18 protein-coding genes are annotated in these 25,046 nt (G+C 45.3%); 11 read left to right on the top strand and 7 right to left on the bottom strand.

The genetic code is table 11. From position 1 onward, the window contains the following. The first annotated feature begins 67 nt into the window (after positions 1-67). The 3 genes from deoC (at position 68) to X939_RS0107235 (ending at position 2,934) form a co-directional block, all read left to right on the top strand. Positions 68-727 (top strand): deoxyribose-phosphate aldolase, encoded by a 660-nt coding sequence (gene deoC / locus X939_RS0107245; protein ID WP_025762596.1) that lies wholly within the window; start codon positions 68-70, stop codon positions 725-727. Further along, positions 724-1,851, top strand: coding sequence for a glycosyltransferase (locus X939_RS0107240; protein ID WP_025762595.1), 1,128 nt, complete (start codon positions 724-726; stop codon positions 1,849-1,851). The genes deoC and X939_RS0107240 overlap by 4 nt, the downstream gene beginning before the upstream one ends. A 138-nt stretch (positions 1,852-1,989) precedes the next feature. Continuing rightward, positions 1,990-2,934, top strand: a complete 945-nt coding sequence (locus X939_RS0107235; protein ID WP_025762594.1) for a 3-oxoacyl-ACP synthase III family protein — start codon at positions 1,990-1,992, stop codon at positions 2,932-2,934. 55 nt (positions 2,935-2,989) lie between these two features. Here X939_RS0107235 and X939_RS0107230 read toward each other — a convergent pair whose 3' ends face one another. Further along, positions 2,990-4,984, bottom strand: coding sequence for a M1 family metallopeptidase (locus X939_RS0107230; protein ID WP_025762593.1), 1,995 nt, complete (start codon positions 4,982-4,984; stop codon positions 2,990-2,992). 137 nt (positions 4,985-5,121) lie between these two features. Here X939_RS0107230 and meaB point away from each other — a divergent pair, with 137 nt between their 5' ends. Further along, entirely contained in the window at positions 5,122-6,114 is a 993-nt protein-coding gene (meaB, locus tag X939_RS0107225; protein ID WP_025762592.1) for a methylmalonyl Co-A mutase-associated GTPase MeaB, read from the top strand. 95 nt (positions 6,115-6,209) lie between these two features. Continuing rightward, a complete protein-coding gene (locus tag X939_RS0107220; protein WP_025762591.1) occupies positions 6,210-6,686 on the top strand; it encodes a lipocalin family protein in 477 nt (158 codons plus the stop codon). A 32-nt stretch (positions 6,687-6,718) separates the two neighbouring features. Here the strand turns inward: X939_RS0107220 and X939_RS0107215 are convergent, their stop codons facing one another. Further along, entirely contained in the window at positions 6,719-7,153 is a 435-nt protein-coding gene (locus X939_RS0107215; protein WP_025762590.1) for a YybH family protein, read from the bottom strand. Positions 7,154-7,364: 211 nt separating this feature from the next. On the opposite strand from X939_RS0107215, the gene X939_RS0107205 reads away from it, so the two are divergent. Both X939_RS0107205 and X939_RS0107200 read left to right on the top strand, forming a co-directional pair. Further along, positions 7,365-8,243, top strand: a complete 879-nt coding sequence (locus tag X939_RS0107205; protein ID WP_044198792.1) for a diacylglycerol/lipid kinase family protein — start codon at positions 7,365-7,367, stop codon at positions 8,241-8,243. Between the two features lie 25 nt (positions 8,244-8,268). Further along, positions 8,269-8,604: a translation initiation factor gene (locus tag X939_RS0107200; RefSeq protein WP_025762588.1), complete on the top strand. Its 336-nt coding sequence runs from the start codon at positions 8,269-8,271 to the stop codon at positions 8,602-8,604. Positions 8,605-8,681: 77 nt separating this feature from the next. Here the strand turns inward: X939_RS0107200 and X939_RS0107195 are convergent, their stop codons facing one another. Together X939_RS0107195 and X939_RS0107190 are read right to left on the bottom strand one after the other, a co-directional pair. Further along, a complete protein-coding gene (locus tag X939_RS0107195; RefSeq protein WP_025762587.1) occupies positions 8,682-9,155 on the bottom strand; it encodes a DUF8785 domain-containing protein in 474 nt (157 codons plus the stop codon). 66 nt (positions 9,156-9,221) lie between these two features. Beyond that, complete coding sequence (locus X939_RS0107190; RefSeq protein ID WP_025762586.1) at positions 9,222-10,463, bottom strand: ABC transporter permease; 1,242 nt, start codon at positions 10,461-10,463, stop codon at positions 9,222-9,224. Positions 10,464-10,687: 224 nt separating this feature from the next. Between X939_RS0107190 and ggt the strand changes: the two genes are divergently transcribed. Both ggt and X939_RS22140 read left to right on the top strand, forming a co-directional pair. Then, a complete protein-coding gene (gene ggt, locus X939_RS0107185) occupies positions 10,688-12,457 on the top strand; it encodes a gamma-glutamyltransferase (RefSeq protein ID WP_025762585.1) in 1,770 nt (589 codons plus the stop codon). 127 nt (positions 12,458-12,584) lie between these two features. Beyond that, complete coding sequence (locus X939_RS22140) at positions 12,585-14,387, top strand: response regulator (protein WP_025762584.1); 1,803 nt, start codon at positions 12,585-12,587, stop codon at positions 14,385-14,387. An 11-nt stretch (positions 14,388-14,398) separates the two neighbouring features. Here X939_RS22140 and X939_RS0107175 read toward each other — a convergent pair whose 3' ends face one another. The 3 genes from X939_RS0107175 to X939_RS0107165 form a co-directional block, all read right to left on the bottom strand. After that, positions 14,399-19,060, bottom strand: coding sequence for a hypothetical protein (locus X939_RS0107175; protein ID WP_025762583.1), 4,662 nt, complete (start codon positions 19,058-19,060; stop codon positions 14,399-14,401). 72 nt (positions 19,061-19,132) lie between these two features. Next, the gene (prmA, locus tag X939_RS0107170) at positions 19,133-19,966 is read right to left on the bottom strand and encodes a 50S ribosomal protein L11 methyltransferase (protein ID WP_025762582.1); all 834 of its coding nucleotides are present in this window, start codon (positions 19,964-19,966) and stop codon (positions 19,133-19,135) included. Positions 19,967-20,119: 153 nt separating this feature from the next. Next, entirely contained in the window at positions 20,120-21,934 is a 1,815-nt protein-coding gene (locus X939_RS0107165) for a glycosyltransferase family protein (RefSeq protein ID WP_025762581.1), read from the bottom strand. A 228-nt stretch (positions 21,935-22,162) separates the two neighbouring features. On the opposite strand from X939_RS0107165, the gene X939_RS0107160 reads away from it, so the two are divergent. Both X939_RS0107160 and X939_RS0107155 read left to right on the top strand, forming a co-directional pair. Then, positions 22,163-23,731, top strand: a complete 1,569-nt coding sequence (locus X939_RS0107160) for a glycoside hydrolase family 10-like protein (RefSeq protein WP_025762580.1) — start codon at positions 22,163-22,165, stop codon at positions 23,729-23,731. Positions 23,732-23,807: 76 nt separating this feature from the next. Next, complete coding sequence (locus tag X939_RS0107155) at positions 23,808-25,025, top strand: NADH-quinone oxidoreductase subunit D (RefSeq protein WP_025762579.1); 1,218 nt, start codon at positions 23,808-23,810, stop codon at positions 25,023-25,025. Positions 25,026-25,046 lie beyond the last annotated feature (21 nt).

The following is a 25,046-nucleotide window of genomic DNA, read 5'->3' as shown; positions in this document are numbered from 1 at the left end:
AGAGTAATAATTTCTATAAAGCCCTGTCGGTCCTGACAGGGTTTTTGCATTCATCTACCTCTGTCTTATGCATCCACTGGCCCCTTTTATTGACCATTCATTATTGACTCCCACTGCCTCCGAAACCCAAATACGGAAGTTATGCGAGGAGGCTTGGATTTACCAAACAAAGGCCATTTGCGTTGCACCCAGCTATGTGGCTTATGTCACCGACATGATGGAGCACTGCCCGGTACCTATAGAAACAGCAACTGTCATAGGATTCCCCAACGGATACCATCTGCCCGAAGTCAAATTACTGGAAGCCCAGCGAGCCCTGGAGGAGGGAGCTACGGAGCTGGATGTGGTCATGAATATTTCGCGGTTTAAGTCCATGGCATATATAAGTGTAGCAAACGAATTATCCTCCATCATCGAATTAGCCCATGGACGGGACGCACTGGTCAAAGTGATTATAGAAACTGCATATCTGGACACTTTTGAGCTGCATACTGCTTGTGAAATATGCAGGGATATACGAACTGATTTTGTAAAAACCTCCACAGGCTTTGCTTCCGTAGGGGTCCAGGTGGAGACAGTAGCGATGATGAGGCAGTTACTTCCGCCAGAAATACAGATTAAAGCCTCGGGTGGGATTAAAACCAAGGCTCAAGCCCAAGCCTTCCTCGAAGCAGGGGCCACTCGAATTGGCACAAGTTCTACGGCATTAATCCTTAATGAAATATGACCACCAGGGTCCTGTTGTTGAGCACTATACATCCTGCAACCGATCCCCGTATTGTGTTGAAAATAGCCCCTGCCCTGGCACTACGCTACCAGGTATTTTGCTGCCTTCCGCATGCAAGGCTCAGTAGCAATCAGGATCCCATACAGTATATACCTCTACCCTACTTCAGGCTCCTTGTATTAAGACTTTTGATTACCCATGCATGGCTGCTTCTGCGTTGCCTAGCACTTCGACCGGGTATTGTACACATTTTTGTGCCCGAACTAATACCCATTGCCGCACTTTTCCGGCTTACCGGAGCACAGGTCATCTATGAGGTTCAGGAGGATCTTGCCAAAAAGTTTTCCATCAAGCGATACAACAAGGCCTATATCTTTCGATATATATGGGGAAAATGCGATCGATGGGCTCGAAACAACTTCTCTGTAATTTTTACAGAAGACGCCTATCTGGAGCATTACCAGCCCGCACATCAGGACTGGGCCGTAATACATAATTATGTGAGCCTGGAGCTACTGGACAATCCCAGTAAAGGCCCCCTGTTTCCCCCTCACTTCATTTACAGCGGTGTTATTTCTTGGGAACGATGCCTGGACGTTATGATAGAAGCTTTTACCATTTTGAAAATGGAAATTCCAGAATTCAAAGTACATTTGTTTGGAAAGCTGCAACTATCGGCCGAAAATAAGAAGCGCATCATGCGTAATAAATTGGTGAAAGAGCATTTTATATGGCATGGCTACCAGGATTTACGGCTAATTGCCCATCATGCCATTGGGGCTACAGCAGGGATTGCTTTGTTGCGGCCGGTAGCGGATTATCCAGAGTCTTTTAGCACCAAAATTTTTGAATACATGGCATGGCAACTGCCTGTGATCACCTCCGATTTTAAATTGTACCGGGATGTAGTTGAGTCACATCACTGTGGTTACTGTATCCCACCGGAAGACCCAGAGCTTTTGGCACGAAATTTGACTTGGCTCTGTTACAATCCCAAAACCGTGGTGCTACTGGGTAGCAATGGACGTAACGCAGCTCAAGCCCATTATAATTGGTATCAGGAAAAGAAAAAATTAATCCTTCTTTATGAAAAACTGGAAAAAAGACATTCCAATCGGGTCTAGCCCAAAAATATTGTATATTTATAGAACTTTAGCAGCATATAGTTAAATTCTTCAAATATTAAATACTACGATTTCTACGAAATATTTAACTTTCGAAACTAATTCAGAACTATAGTTTGCGAAGTCAACTTCCCAATCATGTATATTAATACAATAAGCCATTATTACCCAAGCCAAGTAATTGGCAACGAGCACTTTACCAAACTCAATAATCTATCCAGTGAATGGATATCAGAAAGAACAGGGATTTTTGAGCGCCGCAAGGCAGGAGAAGGCGAAAACACAGCCACCATGGCTAAGCAGGCCGTCGACATTTTAAAGGAGTCGATTCCCTATGACCTCAGCGAGATAGACCTGATTGTGGGGGCTACCTACACACCTTACGACACCATCGTGACTTTAGGTCATGCTATACAGCATCATATCCAGGTTCCGAATATCCCTGTTCTGAGCCTCTCTACAGCCTGTTCTTCCTTTTTGAACGCACTTGAGGTTGTGGAAGGATATTTTGCAATGGGCAAGGCCACGAAGGCCCTCGTAGTGGTTTCGGACCATAATACCGCTTATTATAATGAACTTGATACGGTATCAGGACATTTATGGGGTGACGGTGCCTCCGCCCTGCTAATCTCCAAAGAGCGGATAAGCGATGAGGATATGACCATTCAGAAGATCATAACAGGAGGTGCTGCCACCAGTGGAAAAGCAGTGGAGGCGGTAGTTCTTCGCCCCAATGAGCGTGGGGTAGTGATGCCTTTTGGCAGGGATGTCTTCCAGAATGCCTGTATTTTCATGCCAAAAGTGAGCAAGCAGGTGCTTGAAGCATGTGGACTGGGCATCGAAGACCTGGATTACCTCATTCCTCATCAAGCCAATCACCGTATTAGCCTGAACGTAATCAATACCTTAGGAATTCCGGCAGAAAAGTTAATTTCTAATATTCAGTATTTAGGGAATACCGGATCGGCAGGCTGTGCCATTGCCTTATCCGAAAACAGAGCTTCTTTCAAGAAGGGAGAAAATCTTGTCATTACCGTTTTTGGAGGCGGATATTCCTACGGAGCTATGCTTATAACCGTATAAGAATGATGTAAAAAAAACCTTGGGCGTTACTCCAAGGTTTTTTTTACATCATCTATTAGTTTAACTCTGGATCGTTAAAACTCATAGGTTTCCAGGTATTGTTCATCGGATTCATATCTGGAAGGTTATGGTCAGGGTCGATTACGACCGACCTAATGGGCTGGGTGGTGCTCGTTTTGAAGGTCCAGGTACCGCCTCGCTGCCAGACTTCTACAGGAAAGTCCATCCGTATTTTCTCTCCACTTACTTCTTCTATTTCTACCTTAGCCGGCATAGCCCACTGGTTTAAATTCTCTATCGTTATAATAGCACCATTCTCGGGATTCTGGTCGATATAGGTAACCTCCTTAACGGCTTGATCGAGGGTATAGTTTTCGAAAAACCATCCCTTCCAGAACCAACCCAGATCTTCTCCTGCAGCATTTTCCATGGTACGGAAAAAGTCGAAGGGAGTAGGATGCTTAAATGCCCATTTATGAACATAGGTTTTAAATGCGAAGTCGAAGCGCTCCTTACCTAGCACCTGCTCACGCAGCATGCGAAGGCCCAAGGCAGGCTTATAATAAGCTTCCCAACCCAGATTGGGCGCCTGTACGACATCGGGAATAGTCATAATTGGATCGGCATTGGGCCTAAAAATAATTGGCGCAAGTCGATGCATATTGTCCAGACGATTGTCGCTATATTCTCCATTATTAAAGGCTTCGCCGGCTAGAAAGTTGATAAAAGTATTAAAACCTTCATCCATCCATGCATATTTACGTTCGTTGCTTCCTACGATCATCGGGAACCAGTTGTGCCCAAATTCATGATCTGTCACACCCCATAAATCCCCTTTACGACTTTTACTACTGCAGAAAACAATTCCAGGGTATTCCATTCCTCCTACTATTCCCGCCACATTAGTCGCTACAGGATAAGTATATTCGTGAATATAGTTAGAATAAAACTCTATAGAGCCCTTCACATATTCGGTAGATCTACCCCAGCCATCGGCACCCCCATCTTCGGCACCATACACCGATTGGGCCAAAGCCGTTTTACCATTGGGAAGATTAATTCGCGCCGCATCCCAAACAAAGGCTTTGGAACTGGCCCAGGCGATGTCACGCGATTGGTTACATTTGAACTTCCAGGTTAGCGTACCTTCATTTTTGGGTCGGCTCCCAGGCTGCCCGACTTCTTCCGCTGTACGGATCATGACGGTGGCATCGCTTTTGGCTGCCTCGGCAAGTCTCTTACGCTGCTCCCCTGTGAGTACTTGGCTGGCATTAGTCAATTCCCCTGAACCGACTACAATATGATCCCAAGGCACCGTAACACTATATTCAAAATCACCATAGTCTAGATAGAACTCTCCAGCACCCAGGTATGGAAGTACATTCCACCCCTGCAGATCGTCATATACCGACATACGAGGATACCATTGCGCTACTTCATAAATTGTGCCTTTTTCCGTTTCTAGAGTACCCATACGATCTGAACCATATTCGGGAACTTTAAATGAGTAGGCTATGCGAATTTTGATATCATCCCCATTGGCCTTCATAGGCTTGTCGAGGCGTATTTGCATACGGGTGTCATTTACAATGAAATTGGCCGTGCGCTTGTCTTTTCCTTGCTGTACTTCTACCGATTGGATATCAATTCCTCCTTCGAATCCTGTATTTCCAAATCGTCCTCCAGTGATAGGGGTAGTTTTGCCTCCACGGCTATGGTTACTAAAGGCATTCTGATCGAGCTGAAGCCATAGGAAAGGCAGGTCTTCAGGGCTATTATTTTTATAGGTGATTTCGACTGTACCAAAAATACTATTTGCCTGGTCGTCAAGAGTTACATCAATTTTGTAGTCGGCGCGATTTTGCCAGTACTTTGGCCCTGGTGTACCACTTCCGGTACGAAAATCATTGCCTGGCTGATAGTTGAGCAATGGATTAAAAAGCACATGCGCATCATATTTTTCTTTTTTGGCCTCCTGGGCCATGGAAGGTGAGAAGCCCAGTATCCCTCCAATCAAAAGGAGATAAAGGCAAGGGTTCTTAATTTTCATGGGGTAAATAGATATTTTTATTTGGTTAAAGTAAACGAGCAATTTACTGATTTTAGCCTGTTTTTGATCGAAAAACTTCATAAGATTGTTAACGTTTACTAATTTTCGGTTTCCAGAATGTACCTAAAAACATGCCAATGCGCCCGCGACTCACCGTAGAACAGTACACAAATGGTATATTAGCCGGGGACCGGAGCCTGCTGAGCCAGGGTATAACCCTGGTAGAAAGTACGCTCGCCGCTGACCGGAAACTCGCCAAAGACCTGATTAATCACAGCATGCCGCATGCAGGTCATTCATTCCGGGTGGCCATAACCGGTGTACCTGGGGTAGGGAAAAGCAGTTTTATTGAGGCAATAGGTAGTAAAATCGTCGAGGCGGGCTATAAACTGGCCATTCTGGCTATCGACCCTTCCAGTAGCCAGTCTAGAGGGAGCATATTGGGTGACAAAACCCGCATGCAAGCCCTTGCTCAGGACCCCCGTGTCTTTATCAGACCGTCTCCTACCGCAGGGACCCTGGGCGGGGTAGCCCGAAGTACCAGAGAAACGATATTACTTTGCGAAGCGGCCGGTTTCGATTTTATAATAGTAGAAACCGTGGGAGTGGGGCAATCGGAAACGTTGGTAAAACAAATGACCGACTTCTTTATGCTCCTCATGCTCCCCGGGGCGGGCGATGAATTACAAGGAATTAAGCGCGGGATCATAGAGATGGTAGACTTAATGGTTATCAACAAAGCCGATGGAGCCAATGTCCTGGCAGCCGAACTAGCTGCCAAAGAATATCAAAGCGCTTTGCACTACCTTTCCCCCTCAGCCATCCCTCCCCAGGTCCGAATCTGTTCGGCACTTACTCATCAGGGGCTCGATGAAATAGTGAATTACCTGCAAGGTTATTATAATACTATTTCAGATAATGGACAACTGGGCCTTCAAAGGAAACGGCAGCAGGTAGCCTGGATGCATGCCTATCTCCAGCAACAATTTTCAGAGCTGTTTTATGAAAATAATTCGATAAAAACCAGAATAGAAGCAATAGAGTCGGGGGTAATGGAGGGGACTTTATGGCCGGTAGAGGCCGCAGAACTGCTCCTAAGTTTCTTTCATAACGAAAGAAAAACGCAGTAAGTAACCTAGGTCCAGCGAAAATTCCCGCGGCTAAAATTTATGATCATCAAATTCGTTCCCTTATATATCACGCTAATATTTTACTCATTCACACCATGATCAAACCGACACCCTTTCGCATCCTTTTTTCCCTTTCTTTATTATTTGCCAGTCTCATTCTAGTCTCCTGCAAGGACAAAGAGGAGCCTGCAGCCAAGGATAATAATGAAATAGTCGGAAGCTGGAAACTTAGCGCAGTAGCTCCCGCAACTTCCGGAGAAGTAATCCAGGAACTTGCCCTGCTTCCATCCATTGCGCCCTGCTACCTAGACCTTGTTTATGTTTATAAAGATGATAATACTGTATCTGTTTCCGGCTGCGACCAGGCCACGAATGCCTTGAGTACGTTTGGGCTGCTTAATGTCGGTAGCTCCACAAAATGGAAGGTAGAAAACGGCAGACTGGAAATCAAAAACGACTCTAATACCCAATCTTTCGCCTTAACGCAAGCAGGCGATAAAATGTCGATGATCGTGGTTCTAGACCAGACCAATACCAAAAAAAATGTGCTGCTATCGTTTGAAAGGCAGTAAGATCGCCGGCTCCTGACCCTTAATCATACGCGTCAGGAGCTGGTATGGTCGCATACGATCAGCCACTGGCCTTTAATTTTCCTCCACAAAAGGGTAAAGTAGCCGCTGGCATCACCCTTTTGAGGTCGGGCCAAATGAAACTTCCCTACTATAAACGCCAGGTCAGGAGCTGGAAAATTAATCTCCTGATAGGTAAAAGCCAAGGTACCCATGGTTTCTCGGTCGGGATAGCGTCTTAGATAATTTTCATAAGTTGCCTGATAGCCATAGGTAATGCCCGATCTCCCTACAAACATTAAAGAATCGGAAGGCCAATAGGCTTGCATAAACGCATCTATTTTACCCGCATTCCAATCTATAACCTGCCGGTCTAAAATGCCGATTATCTGTCGTTGATCGACTTCCTGTTGAGCCGAGCAAATCGATATGGAACTCAACAGAACAAGGTATAACAAGGTGTTTCTCATATTTTTTACGGATTTTTGCATAAGTGCTCTCCTGCTAAGAAGTTCGGAGAACCCAATATATACCGAAAATTACCGCTTCAAAAACCCTGATAGCATGTTCGATCAATTTTTCAAAAAACTGGACAGACAGAAATACCCCTTCATTGACGGGATATACTATTTGTTTATCATTGTATTTATTCTCCTCCTGTTTTTATTTTTCGCCTGACCTGTGGACCAACCTTCATATCTTTTTGTTTTAAATCCGAATTCAGGGACGGCAACAGGCAAGAATGCGACGATGCTGTCAAAATTAATCGAGCAAATAGCCCAGGAAAAGCGCGTACATGCCCAAATTGTTTATACTGAAGCCCAGGGTCATGCAATAGAACTGGTCCAACAGCATCTGCCCCTTCGTAAATGGTCGGCAATAGTGGCCATTGGAGGCGACGGTACTATGAACGAAATTGGCAGTACATTGGTCATGGGAGATGTACCCATGGGCATAATACCAATGGGCTCGGGCAATGGACTTGCGCGGCATCTGGGCATTCCCTTGTCCACTACTGCCGCCTTGAACCGTCTTTTTAGTGGGAAACCACTACGTATCGATAGTGCCTTACTCAATGACATACCCTTCTTTTGCACGGCGGGAATAGGCTTTGACGCTTATGTGGGAAGCTTATTCAGCGTTCAAAAGCAAAGAGGACTATTAACCTATATGAGAGTCTCTTTCGATTCCTATTGGAACTACAAACCGCAACAATTTGTGCTGAATGGAGAAAGCTTAGAGGCTTTTTCTATTACCATTGCCAATGCGGGGCAATATGGAAATAATGCTTGGATTGCACCTCAGGCTAACCTTCAGGACGGCACATTGGATATTTGTACCATCCAACCGTTCCCCAAATGGTATGGGGCAGTGCTGGCCAACAAATTATTTGCCAAGACTTTACAAAGCTCTCGCTACACCTCCTATCAACGCGTGCAAAACACCCGCATCGATACCGATCGTCCCGCTCTGGTGCATTATGATGGTGAACCCCTTCAACTGGATACCAACAGGATTGACATTAAAATCAGGCCAGCGAGTATTTCAATTATTTGTTAAACTTTAAGACACAACAAACAGGAATATGTCTAAGAAAAACAGATCCGGAATCATCTATTCCACGAATCCCGATTTTGAATATAACGATGACAGCCCCCAGGAGGAAAGCACACTCCCGGCAAACCAGCAGGATTTGCGAGTATGGTTGGAAAGAAAAGGGGGAGGGAAAGTGATAACGGCCATCAAGGGCTTTATAGGCACTGAAGATGATCTGGCGGCCCTGGGCAAACTTATCAAAAATCATTGTGGAACCGGAGGAACTGTAAAGGACCATGAAATTCAGATTCAAGGAGACCACCGAGACAAGATTCTAGCCTGGCTTTCGAGCAAGGGTTATAAGGCCAAAAAGGCGGGAGGCTGAAACCAAGGACGGGCATCGGTCTTCACCGATACCCGTCTCCCAAGTCTTGGTCAATTTAAAATCTGGGGCCTAGGCCCTTATAATACCATAGAGGTATCGATCTCTGTAGGTGCTGGCAGAGGCTCAGGGGCTTCTGGAGCCTGCGGTGCAGAAGGCTCCAAAGGAGGGAATCCGCTCCGTGTATTAAGCAGAAGGTCTACCTGGGTCACAAAATATTTGGTCTCTCCATTCCAAGGAAGCTTAAAAAACTTCTCTTCATAAGTCAGGGACACCCTTGTGCCATTCTTAATTGCCTCCTCAAGGTTCGCAATGGCCTCTTCATTTTTGGGACTAACCGAAAACTGCCATTCTGCGGCATTCATAGTCCCATCGCCCTCATACATACCTCCGATGCGAAGCTCTCCTTCGTAGGTCTTGAACAAATACCCCTTCTTACTTAGCTTATTAACAAACCCCCCTCTTTTTCCTTCACTATAATAGCCGAAGGAGATATAATACAATACTCCAAACACGATTGCAAGGAATATCAACAAGTATGTCCATTTTTTCATGGTTCAAAAAGTCTATTTAGTGAATGTAAGCGAACTTCGGAAATACTAGCCATTTTTGCAAGCGAATTATTTTGCTCTGATGGCAGTAACAGGATCCATTCTAGCGGCTAACAGGGCAGGGATAATTCCCGACAACACGCCAATCACCGACGATACTCCTAGCCCCAATATAATATTTCCTGGTGTAAGAATGATCTTTAACGAACCTAAAGACAAGAAAGTGAGCAGGTAAACCAAAAATATTCCTACCAATCCACCAATAAGACTTAACATAACGGCCTCAAACAAAAACTGTGTCAAGATAGAATAATTTTTGGCACCCAGGGATTTCTGAATACCGATCAGGTTGGTCCGTTCCTTTACCGAGACAAACATAATATTGGCTATCCCAAAACCTCCTACTAAAATAGAGAAACTACCAATGACCCACCCGGCAAGCGTTAACACAGAAAATATTCCCGATACCGCCTGAGCGGCCGCTTCGGGTCGATTCAGGGAAAAGTTATTTTCATCCCTTGGTTTTAACCCTCTTTTGGTTCGCATCAGGCCAATCACCTCCGCCTCAACTTCTACGAGCCCCTTGTCTTCTGCAAATCCCTTCACTACAATATCGGGGTCTGGGCGTCCCGATTGAAACATTTTTGCAAAGGCCGTATAGGGGATCAGACATTTTTTGTCTGGGGTACCACCAAAGTCTACCAGACTTTCCCCCACCCTTTCCTGGACTCCTATGACCGTAAATTTGCGCCCCGCTAGCTTAAATACCTTTCCTTCGGGTTCCTGGCCCGGGAACAAGGCATCGGCTATATCGGCACCGATAATGGCCACATTCCGGGCATTATTGGTTTCCAGAGGGATAAAATAGCGCCCTTTGTCCAGAGACACTTCCGATATCTGATCAAATTCGTATGAAACTCCTTGGATCAACGCTTCATAGCTATTAGAACCATTTTTAACGGTAACATTTCCTTTAAAATCCATTACCGCTACTGCAGCAGCCTTGTCAAGATTATCGTATAGGTATTCATATTCGGCATTAGAGGGATTGGGCCATTGAAAATATTTCCACCATTGATATTCTCCACCAAAACCCCAGGGCCATTTTTGAACATAAATAACCCCTTCACCTATGGAACTAAGGCTATCACGTATGCTCCGCTCCAAAGAATCGACTATAGTAAAAACGGCCACAATGGCAAATATCCCCACCGTAACACCCAATAAAGACAAGGTGGTTCGGGTGATATTAGACTTCAAGGCCTGCCAGGCAAACCGTAAACTTTCATATATCTGGCGTAAAAATTTCATTCCGGATGCGATTGGTTATGTTGGTCCCGTTAAAGAATTGAAAAGGTACAATGATTGCCGTTCGATGAAAAACAATTTGGGATAGATGGCAAGAATTCCGTTTAAAATGGAAGAAACAACAATATAATTTTAAGTTTCCAAGGAATTCTTTAAAATCCTCAAGTCATTATACATTCTTGGATAAAGATTTATTAAATTAAGTCCAAAATAATAACCCCCTCTACATGAACCTACGTCTCTCTCTATTTTGGCTATTTTCGGCTTTGGTTGTTACCGACTCCACTGCACAGCAAACGGTAAAGGAATCTACGGGGGTCTATCAGTTTCTGACCGACGACCCCAATCAGAAGCCCTTCTATAATGACAGGAAAGGGGTAGCAGCAAAAAACGGGCTTGTGGCCTCGGCACACCCTGCTGCCTCTGAGGTAGGCATGGAGATATTAAGGGCGGGAGGCAATGCAATAGATGCAGCCGTTGCCGTGCAATTCGCCTTGGCGGTTGTTCACCCTTCTGCAGGAAATATTGGGGGAGGTGGATTCCTGGTGTTGCGTACCAGCGAGGGTAAGAGTATCAGCATTGATTTTCGGGAGAAAGCCCCAGCCAAAGCCCATGCCGATATGTACCTTGATAAGGATGGACAGGTGATACCCAAGCTAAGTATACTAGGCCGCCTCGCTTCTGGTGTACCGGGCTCAGTGGCCGGAATGGCAGAAGCTCATGCAAAATATGGCAAGCTCCCCTGGAAACAGGTACTGCAACCCGCTATCGATCTGGCAAATAATGGCGTGGTGCAAACGGCCAAAGAAGCAAATGGCCTGAATATTATTAAAAAGAAAATATTGGAGCTTAATCCAGGGACATCCTATTTCCAAAAGGCTTCTGGAGAAGCTTGGAAAGAGGGAGATTTGCTGATACAAAAAGATCTAGCCAAGGTGCTTCAGCGGGTTCAAAAAAAGGGTAGTGCAGGTTTTTATAAGGGAAAAGTAGCTAAAATGCTGGTCAAGGAAATGAACCGAATGGATAAGGGCATCATTACCAAGAAAGACCTAAGCGGCTACCAGGTAGCATGGAGAGAACCCGTGATAGATACATACAAAGATTATCAGGTCATTTCCATGGCCCCTCCCTCCAGCGGCGGGATCGCCCTGGTACAACTCCTGAAACTCGTGGAGCCCTATCCTCTTAAAAGATGGGGCTGGCATTCCGATTCCACCATTCAGGTAATGATCGAAGCAGAAAGGCGGGTGTATGCAGACCGCGCTAAGTTTTTGGGAGATCCGGACTTCGTTAATATACCTACTAAAACTTTGACTGACAAGGAGTACCTCGCTCAACGTTGGAAAGACTTCACCTTTAGCAAGGCCACCGACAGCAAGGATGTGGATGGAGGCAGTATTCCTGGTTATGAAAGCATGGAAACTACCCATTTTTCGGTGGTAGACAAGGATAGAAATGCCGTGTCAGTGACTACTACACTCAACGGGGGATATGGAAGTATGGTAGTTGTAAAGGGCGGAGGTTTCTTAATGAATAATGAAATGGATGATTTCAGTCTAAAGCCTGGAGTACCGAATATGTTTGGCCTTATCGGTAATAAAGCCAATGCCATAGCACCGGGCAAAAGAATGCTCTCTTCCATGACTCCTACCATCTTGGAAAAAAATGGAAAATTATTTATGGTCGTAGGGACTCCTGGAGGCTCAACCATCATCACCTCCGTTTTTCAGACTGTGCTCAATGTCATAGAACATGGCATGTCCATGCAGCAATCTGTGAATGCCCTCAAGTTTCACCACCAATGGCTTCCCGATCTCACTTTATTCGAAGCCAACGCTTTTTCCGGCAAAACCATTACTTCGCTTCAACAAAAAGGTTACCAACTGGAAAAGCTTACCAACACCCTCGGGAGAATGGACTGCATTCTGGTTGGGGACGATGGTTGGCTGGAAGGTGGATCGGACCCCCGTGGGGACGATACCAGCATAGGATATTAAGTATCAGGCAAAAAGAATATAAATTAATAAAAGTAAATACTACATCATACCTAATATTTATTCTATTTTTGCGAGATACACAAGCCGTTTTGTAATACTGCCTCTTATATCGTAGCCCATTAATACTTTGAATTTTTCTGCTACTCCTAAAAATGAAGGATCAAAATCGACCTGGCCCCAGGAGATTGAAGATCAAACCAGACGTGGAGACCGACTACTAGCATTTGGCTATATGATCAGTTATCCACTGATTTCAATATTATACCTGCTCGAAGAAATCCCCGATCTGACCACCATATTGGGACTTCAACTTCTGTGTAGCGCACTGATTGGCGTCCTGATATATTTTCATTTCCGAGGCCATCTCCGTGCAACGGTACTATCTCTGGCCAGCAGCCTGCTCGTCATATTTTTTCATTCCATTAAAATGGCACTGTTTTCGGAGCAGTCTTTTGCGGAACTGAACATGTATCTTTTCTTTGCCTTAATATTTACTATCCTGATCGTTAAATGGACATTATTTCAAGCGATCATTAATACAGTGCTTACTATAATTCTGATCAACGGCAGCATTTGGGTTCACGACCATAGCGACTATGGGCTCTTTATTCGCGAAGGTGGAATTTTCTTTTTTATTGCCCAGATTATGTTCCCTTTCATCGTGCATTTTCGCCGCCAGTATGAGTCTAACCGGCAATACTATCTCCAGACCTTACAGCGCAAAAACGATGAACTTAACCGCCAGATCAGCATAGCCCAGGAAGCTACTGCAGCCAAGTCGGACTTCCTCTCCATGATGAGCCATGAGATACGTACGCCACTGAATGGAATCGTAGGTATTATTCATATTTTGGAAGAACAGGGGATGAAAAATCAGGCTCAGCAAGAGATGCTTACTACTCTGCAATATTCCTCCGACCATCTAATGGCCGTGGTAAACGATATTCTTGATTTTAACAAAATCAATTCTAATCATGTGATTTTGAATCCAAAGCCTTTTAAGCTTTACGATTTTTTAAACGAATTAAAGAAATTCGTACAACCCAAAATTGATGAAAAAAAACTAAATCTTATTTACGCCATCCCCCCTGATCTTCCTTCCGTGCTGATGGGAGACTCGGTACGCTTAAATCAGATTTTAACCAATCTGGTTTTCAATGCAATCAAGTTTACCGAAGCGGGATTCGTAAAACTTTTGGTAGAAGAAAAAGATAGGGGGGCGGACTATATTCTCTTGCATTTTGAGATTAATGATTCTGGTATTGGCATCCCAGAGCCCGACCAAGCCACCATTTTTGATATCTTTACTCAAGCTCATAACGACACGAATAAAACAAATAGAGGATCTGGGCTAGGACTGGCAATCACCAAAGAGCTTCTCCGCCTATTCGGCAGTGAAATCCGGCTAAAAAGTATAGAAAATATGGGTTCTTCTTTTTCCTTTGACATTCGTTTTGCCATTTCTTCGTCTACAACTGAGACCCCACCAGCAGCCGTAAAGTCTAACCCCTCCAAAGTATCCAGCTCTTACGCTCATATCCTGGTGGTAGACGATAGCGAGGTTAACTTATTTGTAGCGGGCAACCTGCTTAAAAGGATAGGAATTCAATATGACACGGCAAGCAATGGTTCCGAAGCCATTGAAAAATTTAAAATTCACGGATACGATCTCATATTCATGGATTTAAAAATGCCGGTTATGAACGGATTTGAGGCTACTGCCACCCTACGTAATATCGGCGTTCAGATACCTATCATCGCCCTCACGGCCTCAGCCTTTTCTGATGAGCGCGACCATGCCCTGGCAAGCGGATTTACCGATTATCTGATCAAACCATTTTCTCCACAAACCTTTCAAAATGTGCTCTTTACCTATCTCCGAACGGAAGAAAAAAGCAGTATAGGTATAGACACAGAAGGTCGAGGCTAGGCCACCACTTTCTAAAACCCTTCTGCCTGTTCCACCTTCTTCTTCTCAGCAGCTGGCGCCGCTTTCTTTTTCACTGTTTTTACATTCTTGACGCGTTTCATAGCGGGCTGATAGTTATTATCAAATTTCCGGAGAAAGGTTTCTTTCTCCTCTATACCGAGAGAGATCAGGGTCATTTTCGATTTGCCCCCTTTCACCGACATCATTTTATCATTAAAATCCATTACCGACGAAATCACGCCTAACTCTTCGAACCTATAATCGAAAAAGTACCATACATCAGGGGAGGCCTCCAGGTATAGGCTAAACTCATCCCCTTCAATCCCCCTTCTGATTTCCAGAGCGCCTTCCATTTGAGCATTAATATTATTTTTCCCAAAATGAGACACCCCAATTGGACCTTGGGAAAAGTAGGCCTGATGTGCGGCTGACCATTGCAGATTCACATTCGACAGTACTATGGCTGCATCTAATAAAGGCGAAGCCGTAAAAAGTGGTTTATAGGCGGCTGCCGAAAGCTTTTCAAACTCGGTGGTGGCCTTCTCACCAATAAAAGCGACCAGCTTGTTATGCAGCTGATCCGGATCTTCATCCGCTCCCGTACTATTTTGCTCCTCCAGGTTCACCTCAACGATTTTGGTCGCTAGGGGCTGCAAAACGGGCTCAAGTGCCGTCATATGTAATACTAAAAGGCTGTTCATAGAAAATTTGGAACTGTCTACCTGAGCAGTTACAATGCCCGAAGAAGCCAGCCATGGCGAGGGTACCAATTTCAACGGACCGGTGAATAGCGCTTCTCCACTTTGATCGTCAAAATGTAAGGCTTGAGCCTCATCTACAAGACCATCGGCCCCTGGGGGCGGTTGTACTTTAAAAGCCTTGGCATCTTCATCATAGGACAAGGCTCCCTTGGCCAGATAAATATCGTCGTCGCCATCAGACTCTTTGGGCGATAAGAAGCTCATATACATCCCCCGGCGCTCATTATAGTGCAGCCCCACGGTCAGCGGGATTTCATGTTCATTTTTCAACTCTGGATTGACAGGGATCGTAATCATCTCTCCAGGTTCTTCCTGATATTTAATCCAGGAGCTCTGAAAATCCTTTCTAAACTTAATGACAGGTTTCACGAAACCATCAAGTTTTAGGGAAGGCTCGTAGGCGACCAGATTGATTCCCCCTTTAAATTGAATGCGCGGCGAGAGAAGTAGATTCTCTTGCTCGGTAATATCGGCTCGGGCGGTGGTATAATATTTAACGGGGGCCGTATTTTTTCCATCGGTCCGTCCTCGTTTGTCCAGGGCTGGCTCTATCTCCCGCAGTTCGAAATTTTGCATCTTGATATTAAAGGTATCCTGACGCGCTGTTATGTATTGATAGGTGGCCGATCCCTCAAAGTGATTTCGAGAATCGATGCGAATATTTGCATCACGAAGCCGGTGAGATGTATTGAGAGTATCGATTTCGATATGGGCATTGGTCATGGCACTGATTCTTCCTTTTTCATCAATGCTCACCACACCTTTGGGAGGAATAATTTTAACATCTGCCGTTCTGATAAACGGCACACCTTTTACGTTCAGAGATACCTTATCTATATCATATAAAGCTTCCGCTCCTTCGAAAGCGAGGCCCTCCTGATCTGCCGAGGTGGAGGTGTAAACGGAGGTCTCTCCCAAGCCTTTCATTAGAATCGTCTTCTTATTCATATCCCAGACGGCTGTGCCTATCAGCGTCTGATAGGAGGCAGTAGGAATCTCCATCCCCGAGGAATCGGAATCGAAGCCGCTTTTATCGGTACTAAACCGGGCTATGCCCGTTTTGGAATTAAAATCAATATTGACATGATTCCCTGTCAAGAGTTTCTTCCCGGCTTTTTCTCCTTGACTGTTGATAAAAAATACGGATCGATTTGCCAGAAACCCTTCTTTATTAAATTTGATATCATGGGAGGTAATTTCAGAATCGGCCCTGCGCAATACTCCGTTCCCATATAATCCGGAGGATTTAAGCAGCAGACTCCCTTCCAGATTTGTAGTGGCCTGATATAAAGAAAATGATTTTCCTTTGGTGGTAATGAACATACTATCGGCATCGGGAAACCAATGCATGTCATATTCTTTAATGTCTACAGCGGGGAAATAGCCTTTTCCTATTGTACCTTCCTTTATGCTGGCGGAGGTGCCTGTGGCGTAAACGGAGTCTGCTCCTAGCACAATCCGTTCCGCTGGCATTTGGGCAGCCAGGTATTTCAACACGGCTTTGGACTGCAAGCCCCCGTTATCCAACTTGAGTGTGTCGGTAAATTTGGCAATAGCTTTTCCATTATAAATTTTGGTATCCTGTACAGGCATTTTATATTCGAAACCCAATGAATTATCGGGCATGCTCTTCAGGATGGTCTTGATAGGAGGCAAAATACCATTAGAATTAAAGGTACCATCGAATATAACGTCCCGCTGATCAAGCCCATCCATATCAATCTTCGGGATTTTGAAAAACACTTCCTTAGGATAGACCATTTCGCCTCGCTCTGGCTGATCGAAATAGACTAGCATCCCATCTTTTACCACGATTCGGGGAGTTCCCTTACCCTTTTGCTTACCCGATTTGTTTTTGGGATCGCTAAGATAGAAAGTCCCTCCATTTTCATATTTTACATGGGCTCCTACCTCGCTCTTTTGTCCCTTTACATATTTTTCCCTGGGCGTAAAGGTGATAGAATCCTTGGGTGTGACATCTACAAAAAACTGATCATAATTAAATTTAAGCCCTTGCCCCCGGAATTGATAATTGGCAGAAACCAATTGGCCATTCAACGACAGGCTTCTATTGCGACCAATGACCACTTTCTTATCTGCAGGAACTCCATAGATATTTAAACTGTCGCTGATTACAAACCGGGATACGCCCCGTACGGTGAGCAGAGTATCGGGCAGATAAATAGAGGCATTGGCCATATCTTCCGTAGAAGTATACTGGGATGTAATCCTGAAGTTATCGTAATCTGTCCTTTCCAAATTGGCAAGGATATATAGCACGCCCTTCTTACTAATGGCAAATTCATCGGTAGCTTTATTATAAAGAAAATAACCCTCTAGCTGAAGTCGTTCGAGGGTACGGCGCATGATCTTAGGATTTTGTTTATACTTCGCCGCCAACTCTTCGGCCAAAAATGCCGACTTTTTCTCTGTTTGGGTATAATTGGCCGCCAGGAGTAAAGGTTGAAACCCAAACTCTTTAGCAATGGCAGTAAAGCGCTCCTTTTTAAAATAATCGAACGACTCCAAGGTAATGGGGACCACTTCTTTTCCATTAATTCTATAAAACTCTACGGTCTCCTTGGGCAGATTCCAGCGCATGGCCTGTGCCCAGATATCCATTTTATGATAGGTATCTTTATAAGGTAGCGAGGCATATTCCGTTTTCTCCGCCCTTCCCAGGCGCAGCTGACCTTCCAGATCGTTATACTTAAAGGCTACCCCAGGGTGATATAAGGAATCGGACCCCAAGGGCATAGAAAAATAAGCCAAAGGGGCTGCAAATACCGAATCCATTAATTGAAATTTAGTACTACGGGCCATAAAGGCAGGCTTATCCTTGAAGCTTACCTGAAGCTGAGAGGGTTCCCCACTGAGTGAAGCACTAAACATATCGCTGCCAATAAGGGCGAAGCCTCCTTTATATTTCAAACTCGGACTCCCAAATTTTAGACGCGCATCGGTGCTATTGGAGACGAATCGTGGGTATTGAGAAGGTTGATTTTTTATTTTTTTCACCCCCCGGTATTCCAGCTTTCCCAGGATAGGGCTTATAAGTTTCCCGTCGTGGTGCATGGTGACATTTTCGGCAACCAACTTGGGTTGAGCTATGTTAAATGCATATGCTCCTAACACGACATATACCCCCTCTTCGCCCACAGAGGCCCAGGTAAATTTACCATCAGCGCCCACAAAAACACCGAGTTCGAGGGATAGCATTCCCGTGGAAGGGCCAAATACTACTGAATCGCCAGCTGTAACCATGGCGAAAGTTGCATTGCTTAGCTCCATAACGGCTCCAGTAACGGCGGGCAAAGGGGTCGACACCGGTGAAATAACCAGATTGGTGTCAAGTGGACTGTCCCAACTCTCCTCAGCAGCCAACTGCTCAGCTTGTTTATTAGCCTCTTGTTTGCTGGTACTGTCGACCCGGAAGCTGAAGTTCCCATCCAACAGATAAAGGGAATTATAATTAGAAGAATATAGCTTGCCTGAACTAGCAAAAACCAGACTATTTTCCAGAATTTTCTGAAACCCCTTTCCATCTGTTTGCACGCCGGCCCGCCGGCTCATGTCCAGAAACCCATCCAAAGCAGCGGGTTGGTTTTTTGCAAATGCCACAACATTCCGGAGGATCAGGTTCATTACAGGGCCTGCCTTTTGCCCACGTCCCACCTGGGTTTTCACCAGCTCCATAAATTGCTTCTGCTGAGCCGTGTTCATTCCTCCGGACCAAACACTATCTATCTGGTTAACAGCCTGAATATATTGTGGATTGCGGCTGCCGGTCATCATCTTCTTGAGTTGAAGCATAAACTGATCGGCATCGCCCGAATCTTGCTGCCCCCCCTGCGCATGGGCCGATACCACCGTTCCAATTATTAAAGCAATACAGAATAATATTTTCTTCATAGCCATCATACATATCCAGGCCGCAACCGTTTGGCGGCCAACAGCAAAAAAACGACAAAAAGGGGTTTTAAATTATATTTTTTCGAATACGACGGTTGCCCATTGGTTTCTGGACTGAGTTCGCAATACTTTCAGCCCATTGGCCAGTCCACAGCTTTCTATATCCGGACGATCATGTTCATAGAATCCTGACGTCACCAACCAGCCGCCCGGTTTCAGATGACTTACGTATGCAGGAATTTCTGCCAAAAGTATATTACGGTTGATATTAGCCAGGATTCCTCCGAACATCCGCTCAGGGCTTACATCCTTAATGGTTCCTTTTATTACTTCAGAATCGGCCGGGAGTCCGTTCATGGCAAAGTTCTCCATCGAGTTTTCCACAGCCCATTCGTCGATATCAAAGCCCAGCAGATCGGTAGCACCTAGCTTGTGAGCAAGCACCGCAAGAATGCCTGTGCCGCAGCCTACATCCATTACTGCTACATCCTGGTGGGGTAGAGATAACTGTTCGTTCATCACCAGCCAGGTAGTTTCGTGGTGCCCCGTCCCGAACGACATTTTAGGCTGTATAAGCAAATCGTAGGTAAAGGAAGGATCAGGATCGTGAAATACGGCCCGAATCCGGATATCTCTACCCACTTCAATTGGTGCATAGCTATTTTCCCATTCTTCGTTCCAGTTTCGGCGCTCCATCAGCTTCCATCCCGAGGTAATCTCTGTAAGCTCCCGGTATTTCTCCACAACTTCTAGCAAGCTTACTTCCGAAAAGAGCTCTTCCTGGATATAAGCAAGCAAACCATCGTCAGTTTCGACAAAAGATTCATAGTCAATATTTCCCAGTTCAGCCATTAATATTTCGCTGAAGTCCGACTCTACCTGTATACTAACCTCTATGTAGTTCATGCTTTGTTTAGATAAAACGTATTTTGCTGTGAAGGTGTCGATTTTTTTTAGGAAACCAAAAACTAAACCAGCAGTGTTCCCGTTCTTGGAGACACAAAAAACCCATGAAGCCTAGGGGCTTCATGGGTACAAAATTGAAAGCGATTTAAGGCCTTAGGGCTTTTTCCTTTTAGTAGCCAGATCATGAGCCGTGTCGTAGTACGAGCGAAGATTCATCCAATCGAACACATCGGAAATGTTTTCAACACGATTACGCTGCATAATGCGGTCTCTACGCTGCATTTTTACGAATTTAAAGAGTATTTCTGCCATTTGATCCGCTGCCTGCGAATAGGTCTGCGACTTGCGGTTAATAACATAGATACCTCTGTTCTCAAAGTCCCGCATGATCTGCATGATATAATCCCCAAATCCTGACAAGTCGCTGGTCACTGTAGGTACCCCGCGGACTACACATTCCAAAGGGGTATATCCCCAAGGCTCATAATAACTAGGAAAAACCCCTAGGTGACAGCCTCTGACAAATTGCCCGTAATCCAATCCAAATAGAGGATTTGTGGAGGAAATAAAGTCGGGATGGTAGACAATTTTTACCCTGTCACGCTCATTATTGACCAGATTAGCCTTATGGCAAAAATCCGTTATTCCGTCGCCCTGTTTCAGATCGTGGGTCACGAAAGCGGGAAGCTTATCGGTCTTCCAGGATTGAATGGTTCGACGAAGGCGAAGGCGCCAATATTCATCTACAAAATTATTGAGGTCGGGCATACGGTGGTCTGCAGCAGATGCCGTAGCCAGAAATAGCTTCTCTCCTACTTCCTTCTCGATGGCCGTACAAGTTTCCTGAAGCTCGTTAAGAACGGCCCGCGATTGCAAGACGTCCGAATTAATAGAAGTATAAGGCTGTTTGGTGACAATAAACATCACCACGGTGGTGTCCATATTAGCCTGCACCATTTTCCAGTTTAAGCGTGCGAGTGCCTCCAGGGTAAGGTCATAGCCCTTATTACTATATTCATACCGGCCGGAGGTAAAGAAGTATAGCGTCTTATCCAAGTCAAAGGAGTAACTTGGAAAGAAATGCCCCATCACAAATTCATGGATACGGTCCTTATATTTCAAATGAAGGTTTTGAAACTCGTGCACCGCCTGAAAGCGCATAACATTTAGACCGTTGGGAGTAACCAAGTCTGGGGCCCTGCCCAAAAATACTTCACATTCCTTGGCTGTAACATCGCTTACTGTGGTAAGCACATGGGCACTCTGGGCCGCTTGGCGTTCCACTGAGGCCTGGGCCACAATACCATAGTTACGGGCCTCCTGTTCCCAATCGAAAAATGGAAGCTTGCTATAGAAGCCATCCACATTTTGTGCCAGATATCGTCCCAGCATTGTGGCGTGGGTGGTAAAGGTAGTTGCTACTTTTACCCCATCTTTCTTCAAAGATGGCAGACCACTGCTGGCCATCCACTCGTGAAACTGAGCTCCTATTTCCTCTCTTTTCGCATTATCCTCGGCGTATTCAGTCAAAAAAACACGCACCATCTCCCCAAAGCACAGGGTTTGATCTACGAGTTCTTCTACATTAATGGTAGAGATTCGGTGGTCTTCCCACAGATTGAACTTGATGGTATCAAGCTGAGAGGCTATGCTTTCTAAATCGAATAGTATGACCCGGGGCTTTCCTGTTACGAGCCAAAACCCGTAATGAACCACGAATCCCATCTCACGCATTCGTTTAACGGTCCTACCCGCTGGGGTGTCCTCCAAGTCGTGAATCGCTTCGAATTCGGAGGCTGCTTTCTTTTCGAAATAAGGGCCTAGCAAGAAGTAATTCTCCTCCCATTTTTCGACCATTGCCGGAACCTTCGTTCGAATAACAGTATATATTCCACCTACTTGATTGCATATCTCCCATGCAACTTCAAAGAGTACATTTTTTTTAGTGGTTTTTACAAATGGTTCCAATATCGGATATCAGTTTAAATCGTTATTGCAGTTCAGTGAAGTAATAAAAATTTGTGCTAAGACACAATAATTCCTTGTAATTACACAATAATTATCCAGAAAAATAAACTAGAATTACAATTGTTACGTAATACTTAGCCCGGTTTCACACAAATTGCGGCTACAGTCGGCTAAATATGAGGCAAATTACGTTACTTTGATCACACTAACATTGGCATTTGTTTACTTGTGAAAAAAATAAAAAATATTTCTATAAATACCATTCTCAGTTTCATCTTATTAGTTGCATGTAGGGCACAAAGTACCGATGTCGCCCCTGAATTTCCCCCAAAAAGAGAATTTCGTGCGGTATGGATTGCCACTGTCGATAATATTGACTGGCCAAGTAGCAAGAATATGCCTCCTGATGAGCAGCGGGAGGAGTTTACTCAGCTCTTGGACTTCCATAAACAAGTAGGCATGAATGCCGTTTTTGTACAGGTACGGGCTGCCGGCGATGCCTTCTATGCCAAAAGCCCCGAGCCTTGGTCGGAGTGGCTTACCGGGCGCCAGGGCCGCCAACCCTATCCGCTGTGGGATCCAATGGAATTCATGCTTCAGCAAACCCATAAGCGAGGCTTAGAATTTCATGCCTGGCTAAATCTGAACCGCTTGGTTCATAAGTCTTCTACCAGCGTTTCTTCGGAAAACATAAGTATGAAGCATCCCGACTGGATCCTTAGTTACGATGGGTACAAGCTTTTTAATTTTGGATTGCCGGAGGTTCGCCAATTTATTACGGATATGACCGTCAACGTAGCCCGCAACTACGATGTGGATGGCATTCATTTTGACGATTATTTTTACCCTTATGCGGCTCCCGGCCAAGTCATTCAGGATGAGGACACTTTCCGCAAATATGGACAAGGGTTCTCTTCTAAGGCCGACTGGCGAAGGCATAATATCGATTTACTGGTAAAGCAGATTCATGACGCCCTACAGGAACTCAACCCCCGACTCAAATTTGGTATAAGCCCCTTCGGCGTTTGGCGCAACCGCAATGTTGATCCAGAAGGTTCGGGAACCCAGGGTGGGCTAGCATCCTACGACGACCTATTTGCTGATAGCCGCAAATGGGTAAAAGAGGGGTGGGTGGATTATATTGCACCGCAAATCTACTTTTCCACAGGATTCAAAAAAGTGCCTTTCCGCAATATGGTAGACTGGTGGGCCGACAACTCATTTGGAAAACATTTCTATGTTGGCGTGGGGGCCTATAGAATAGGGCCCGTCGATAAGGACAAAAATTGGGACGACCCCAATCAGCTTCCAACTCAGATCGATTACCTTCGCAAGAATGATAGCCATGGAGCGATTTTCTTTAGCTCCCGCTCTTTAAAAAAGAATCAACTTGGTTTTGTAGATTCCTTGAGGCAAAATTACTTTAAGTACCCTGCCCTGGTACCTACTATGCCTTGGAAAGACCGTGTTCCCCCATTGAGCCCCAAAAGTCTGAAAGCCACTTTAATGGCCAATGGGCTAGAGCTTTCCTGGGAAAAGCCCGATCCCGCTTCCGATGGCGACCAGGCTTGGTATTATGTAATTTATCGTTTCAGTCCAGAACAGACCCCCACGGCACATGATCCCCGCAATATCGTCGGGATTTGCTACGAAGGAGAAAGGTTTATGGATAAGCATGTAAAAGCTGGGGAAAAATATGTTTATTTTATAACTGCTGTCGATCGCCTTCATAATGAAGGCCGTCCCATTGGCCCCTTGCGGGTTGAAGTTCAGGAACAGCGCCTTCTCAAGTTCTGATTCTGGGAAGTCCAGAACTGGGATCAAAAATTTTATTACCCTATTATTTTTTGTCTTTCCCATGACCCCAAAGCCTATGCAGTCTACTGTACAATATCAATATAAACCCGAGTACCTGCAAACCTCGGTCCCTACCAAATATAAACCAGAAGACCTGAAGGTGCAGGAGATGGTACTCAATATCGGCCCTCAACACCCTTCTACCCATGGCGTTCTTCGACTGGAGGTGGTAACGGACGGAGAGGTAATCGTCGATGTGATTCCTCATTTGGGGTATTTGCATCGCTGCTTCGAAAAACATGCCGAATCCCTACCCTTCAACCAGATCATCCCTTATGTAGACCGGATGGACTATGTGGCGGCTATGAATTCGGAGCATGCCTATGTCATGGGAGTAGAACGCATGCTGGGAATTGAAAATGATATCCCCCCTCGTATACAGTATATCCGCGTAGTGGTGGCAGAACTGAACCGATTGGCCTCTCATTTTGTGGCTCTGGGCACTTATGCCATGGACATAGGAGCCTATACCCCCTTCCTATGGATGATGCGCGACAGGGAGCAGATCCTCCGTCTTCTTGAATGGGTTTCTGGCGCCCGTATGCTCTATAACTATATTTGGGTGGGCGGATTATTTTACGATTTACCCGTAGGTTTCGAAGAAAGATGCCTGGAGTTTGTCAAATATCTCAAACCTAAATTGACGGAACTACAGCAACTGGTGGTCGATAATAAGATATTTATTCAGCGGACCGCCAATGTGGGCGTACTACCCCTGCCCGTAGCCATCAACTATGGCTGTACAGGGCCGATGCTGCGGGGATCTGGCCTGCGCTACGACCTGCGAAGGGTAGAAGGCTATGGAGCCTATCCTGAATTGGACTTCGACATACCCATTGGTGAGGGCAAAATGGGCACTACCGGCGACTGCTGGGACCGCACTTGGGTGCGGGTAATAGAATGCTGGGAGTCGGTAAAGATTATTGAACAAAGCCTGGAAAAGTTAACAGGACAGTATAAGCGTACTCCCGACTTCGACCCGCAGGCGTATGTGCCCAAAAAGATACGCCCTAAGGCTATGGACTTTTATATACGGGCGGAGAACCCAAAAGGCGAGTTAGGATATTTTTTCCGTACAGATGGCCGTTCCGACATCCCGGTTCGCTGCAAGGCTCGGGCCTGCTCTTTCAATAACCTGTCGGTAATAGGAGAGATATCAAAAGGAGCCCTAATCGCCGACCTAGTCGCCATAATAGGCTCTATCGATGTGGTCATGGGCGAAGTAGACCGATAAAAAAACCGGCAGAGCCCAAAG

It is taken from the genome of Dyadobacter tibetensis Y620-1, assembly GCF_000566685.1.
Taxonomy (GTDB): Bacteria; Bacteroidota; Bacteroidia; order Cytophagales; family Spirosomataceae; genus Dyadobacter; species Dyadobacter tibetensis.
Note: the sequence above shows the minus strand (reverse complement) of the source record. Positions and strands in the feature narration are given on the sequence as shown.

Bases quoted from the DNA above. Each gene is read 5' to 3' on its own strand.
- X939_RS0107195 (WP_025762587.1), bottom strand. From the start codon at position 9,155: ATGAAAAAATGGACATACTTGTTGATATTCCTTGCAATCGTGTTTGGA.
- meaB (WP_025762592.1), top strand. From the start codon at position 5,122: ATGCGCCCGCGACTCACCGTAGAACAGTACACAAATGGTATATTAGCC.
- X939_RS0107230 (WP_025762593.1), bottom strand. From the start codon at position 4,984: ATGAAAATTAAGAACCCTTGCCTTTATCTCCTTTTGATTGGAGGGATA.
- X939_RS0107220 (WP_025762591.1), top strand. From the start codon at position 6,210: ATGATCAAACCGACACCCTTTCGCATCCTTTTTTCCCTTTCTTTATTA.
- X939_RS0107235 (WP_025762594.1), top strand. From the start codon at position 1,990: ATGTATATTAATACAATAAGCCATTATTACCCAAGCCAAGTAATTGGC.
- X939_RS0107215 (WP_025762590.1), bottom strand. From the start codon at position 7,153: ATGAGAAACACCTTGTTATACCTTGTTCTGTTGAGTTCCATATCGATT.
- X939_RS0107200 (WP_025762588.1), top strand. From the start codon at position 8,269: ATGTCTAAGAAAAACAGATCCGGAATCATCTATTCCACGAATCCCGAT.
- prmA (WP_025762582.1), bottom strand. From the start codon at position 19,966: ATGAACTACATAGAGGTTAGTATACAGGTAGAGTCGGACTTCAGCGAA.
- ggt (WP_025762585.1), top strand. From the start codon at position 10,688: ATGAACCTACGTCTCTCTCTATTTTGGCTATTTTCGGCTTTGGTTGTT.
- X939_RS0107240 (WP_025762595.1), top strand. From the start codon at position 724: ATGACCACCAGGGTCCTGTTGTTGAGCACTATACATCCTGCAACCGAT.
- X939_RS0107155 (WP_025762579.1), top strand. From the start codon at position 23,808: ATGCAGTCTACTGTACAATATCAATATAAACCCGAGTACCTGCAAACC.
- deoC (WP_025762596.1), top strand. From the start codon at position 68: ATGCATCCACTGGCCCCTTTTATTGACCATTCATTATTGACTCCCACT.
- X939_RS0107190 (WP_025762586.1), bottom strand. From the start codon at position 10,463: ATGAAATTTTTACGCCAGATATATGAAAGTTTACGGTTTGCCTGGCAG.
- X939_RS0107175 (WP_025762583.1), bottom strand. From the start codon at position 19,060: ATGAAGAAAATATTATTCTGTATTGCTTTAATAATTGGAACGGTGGTA.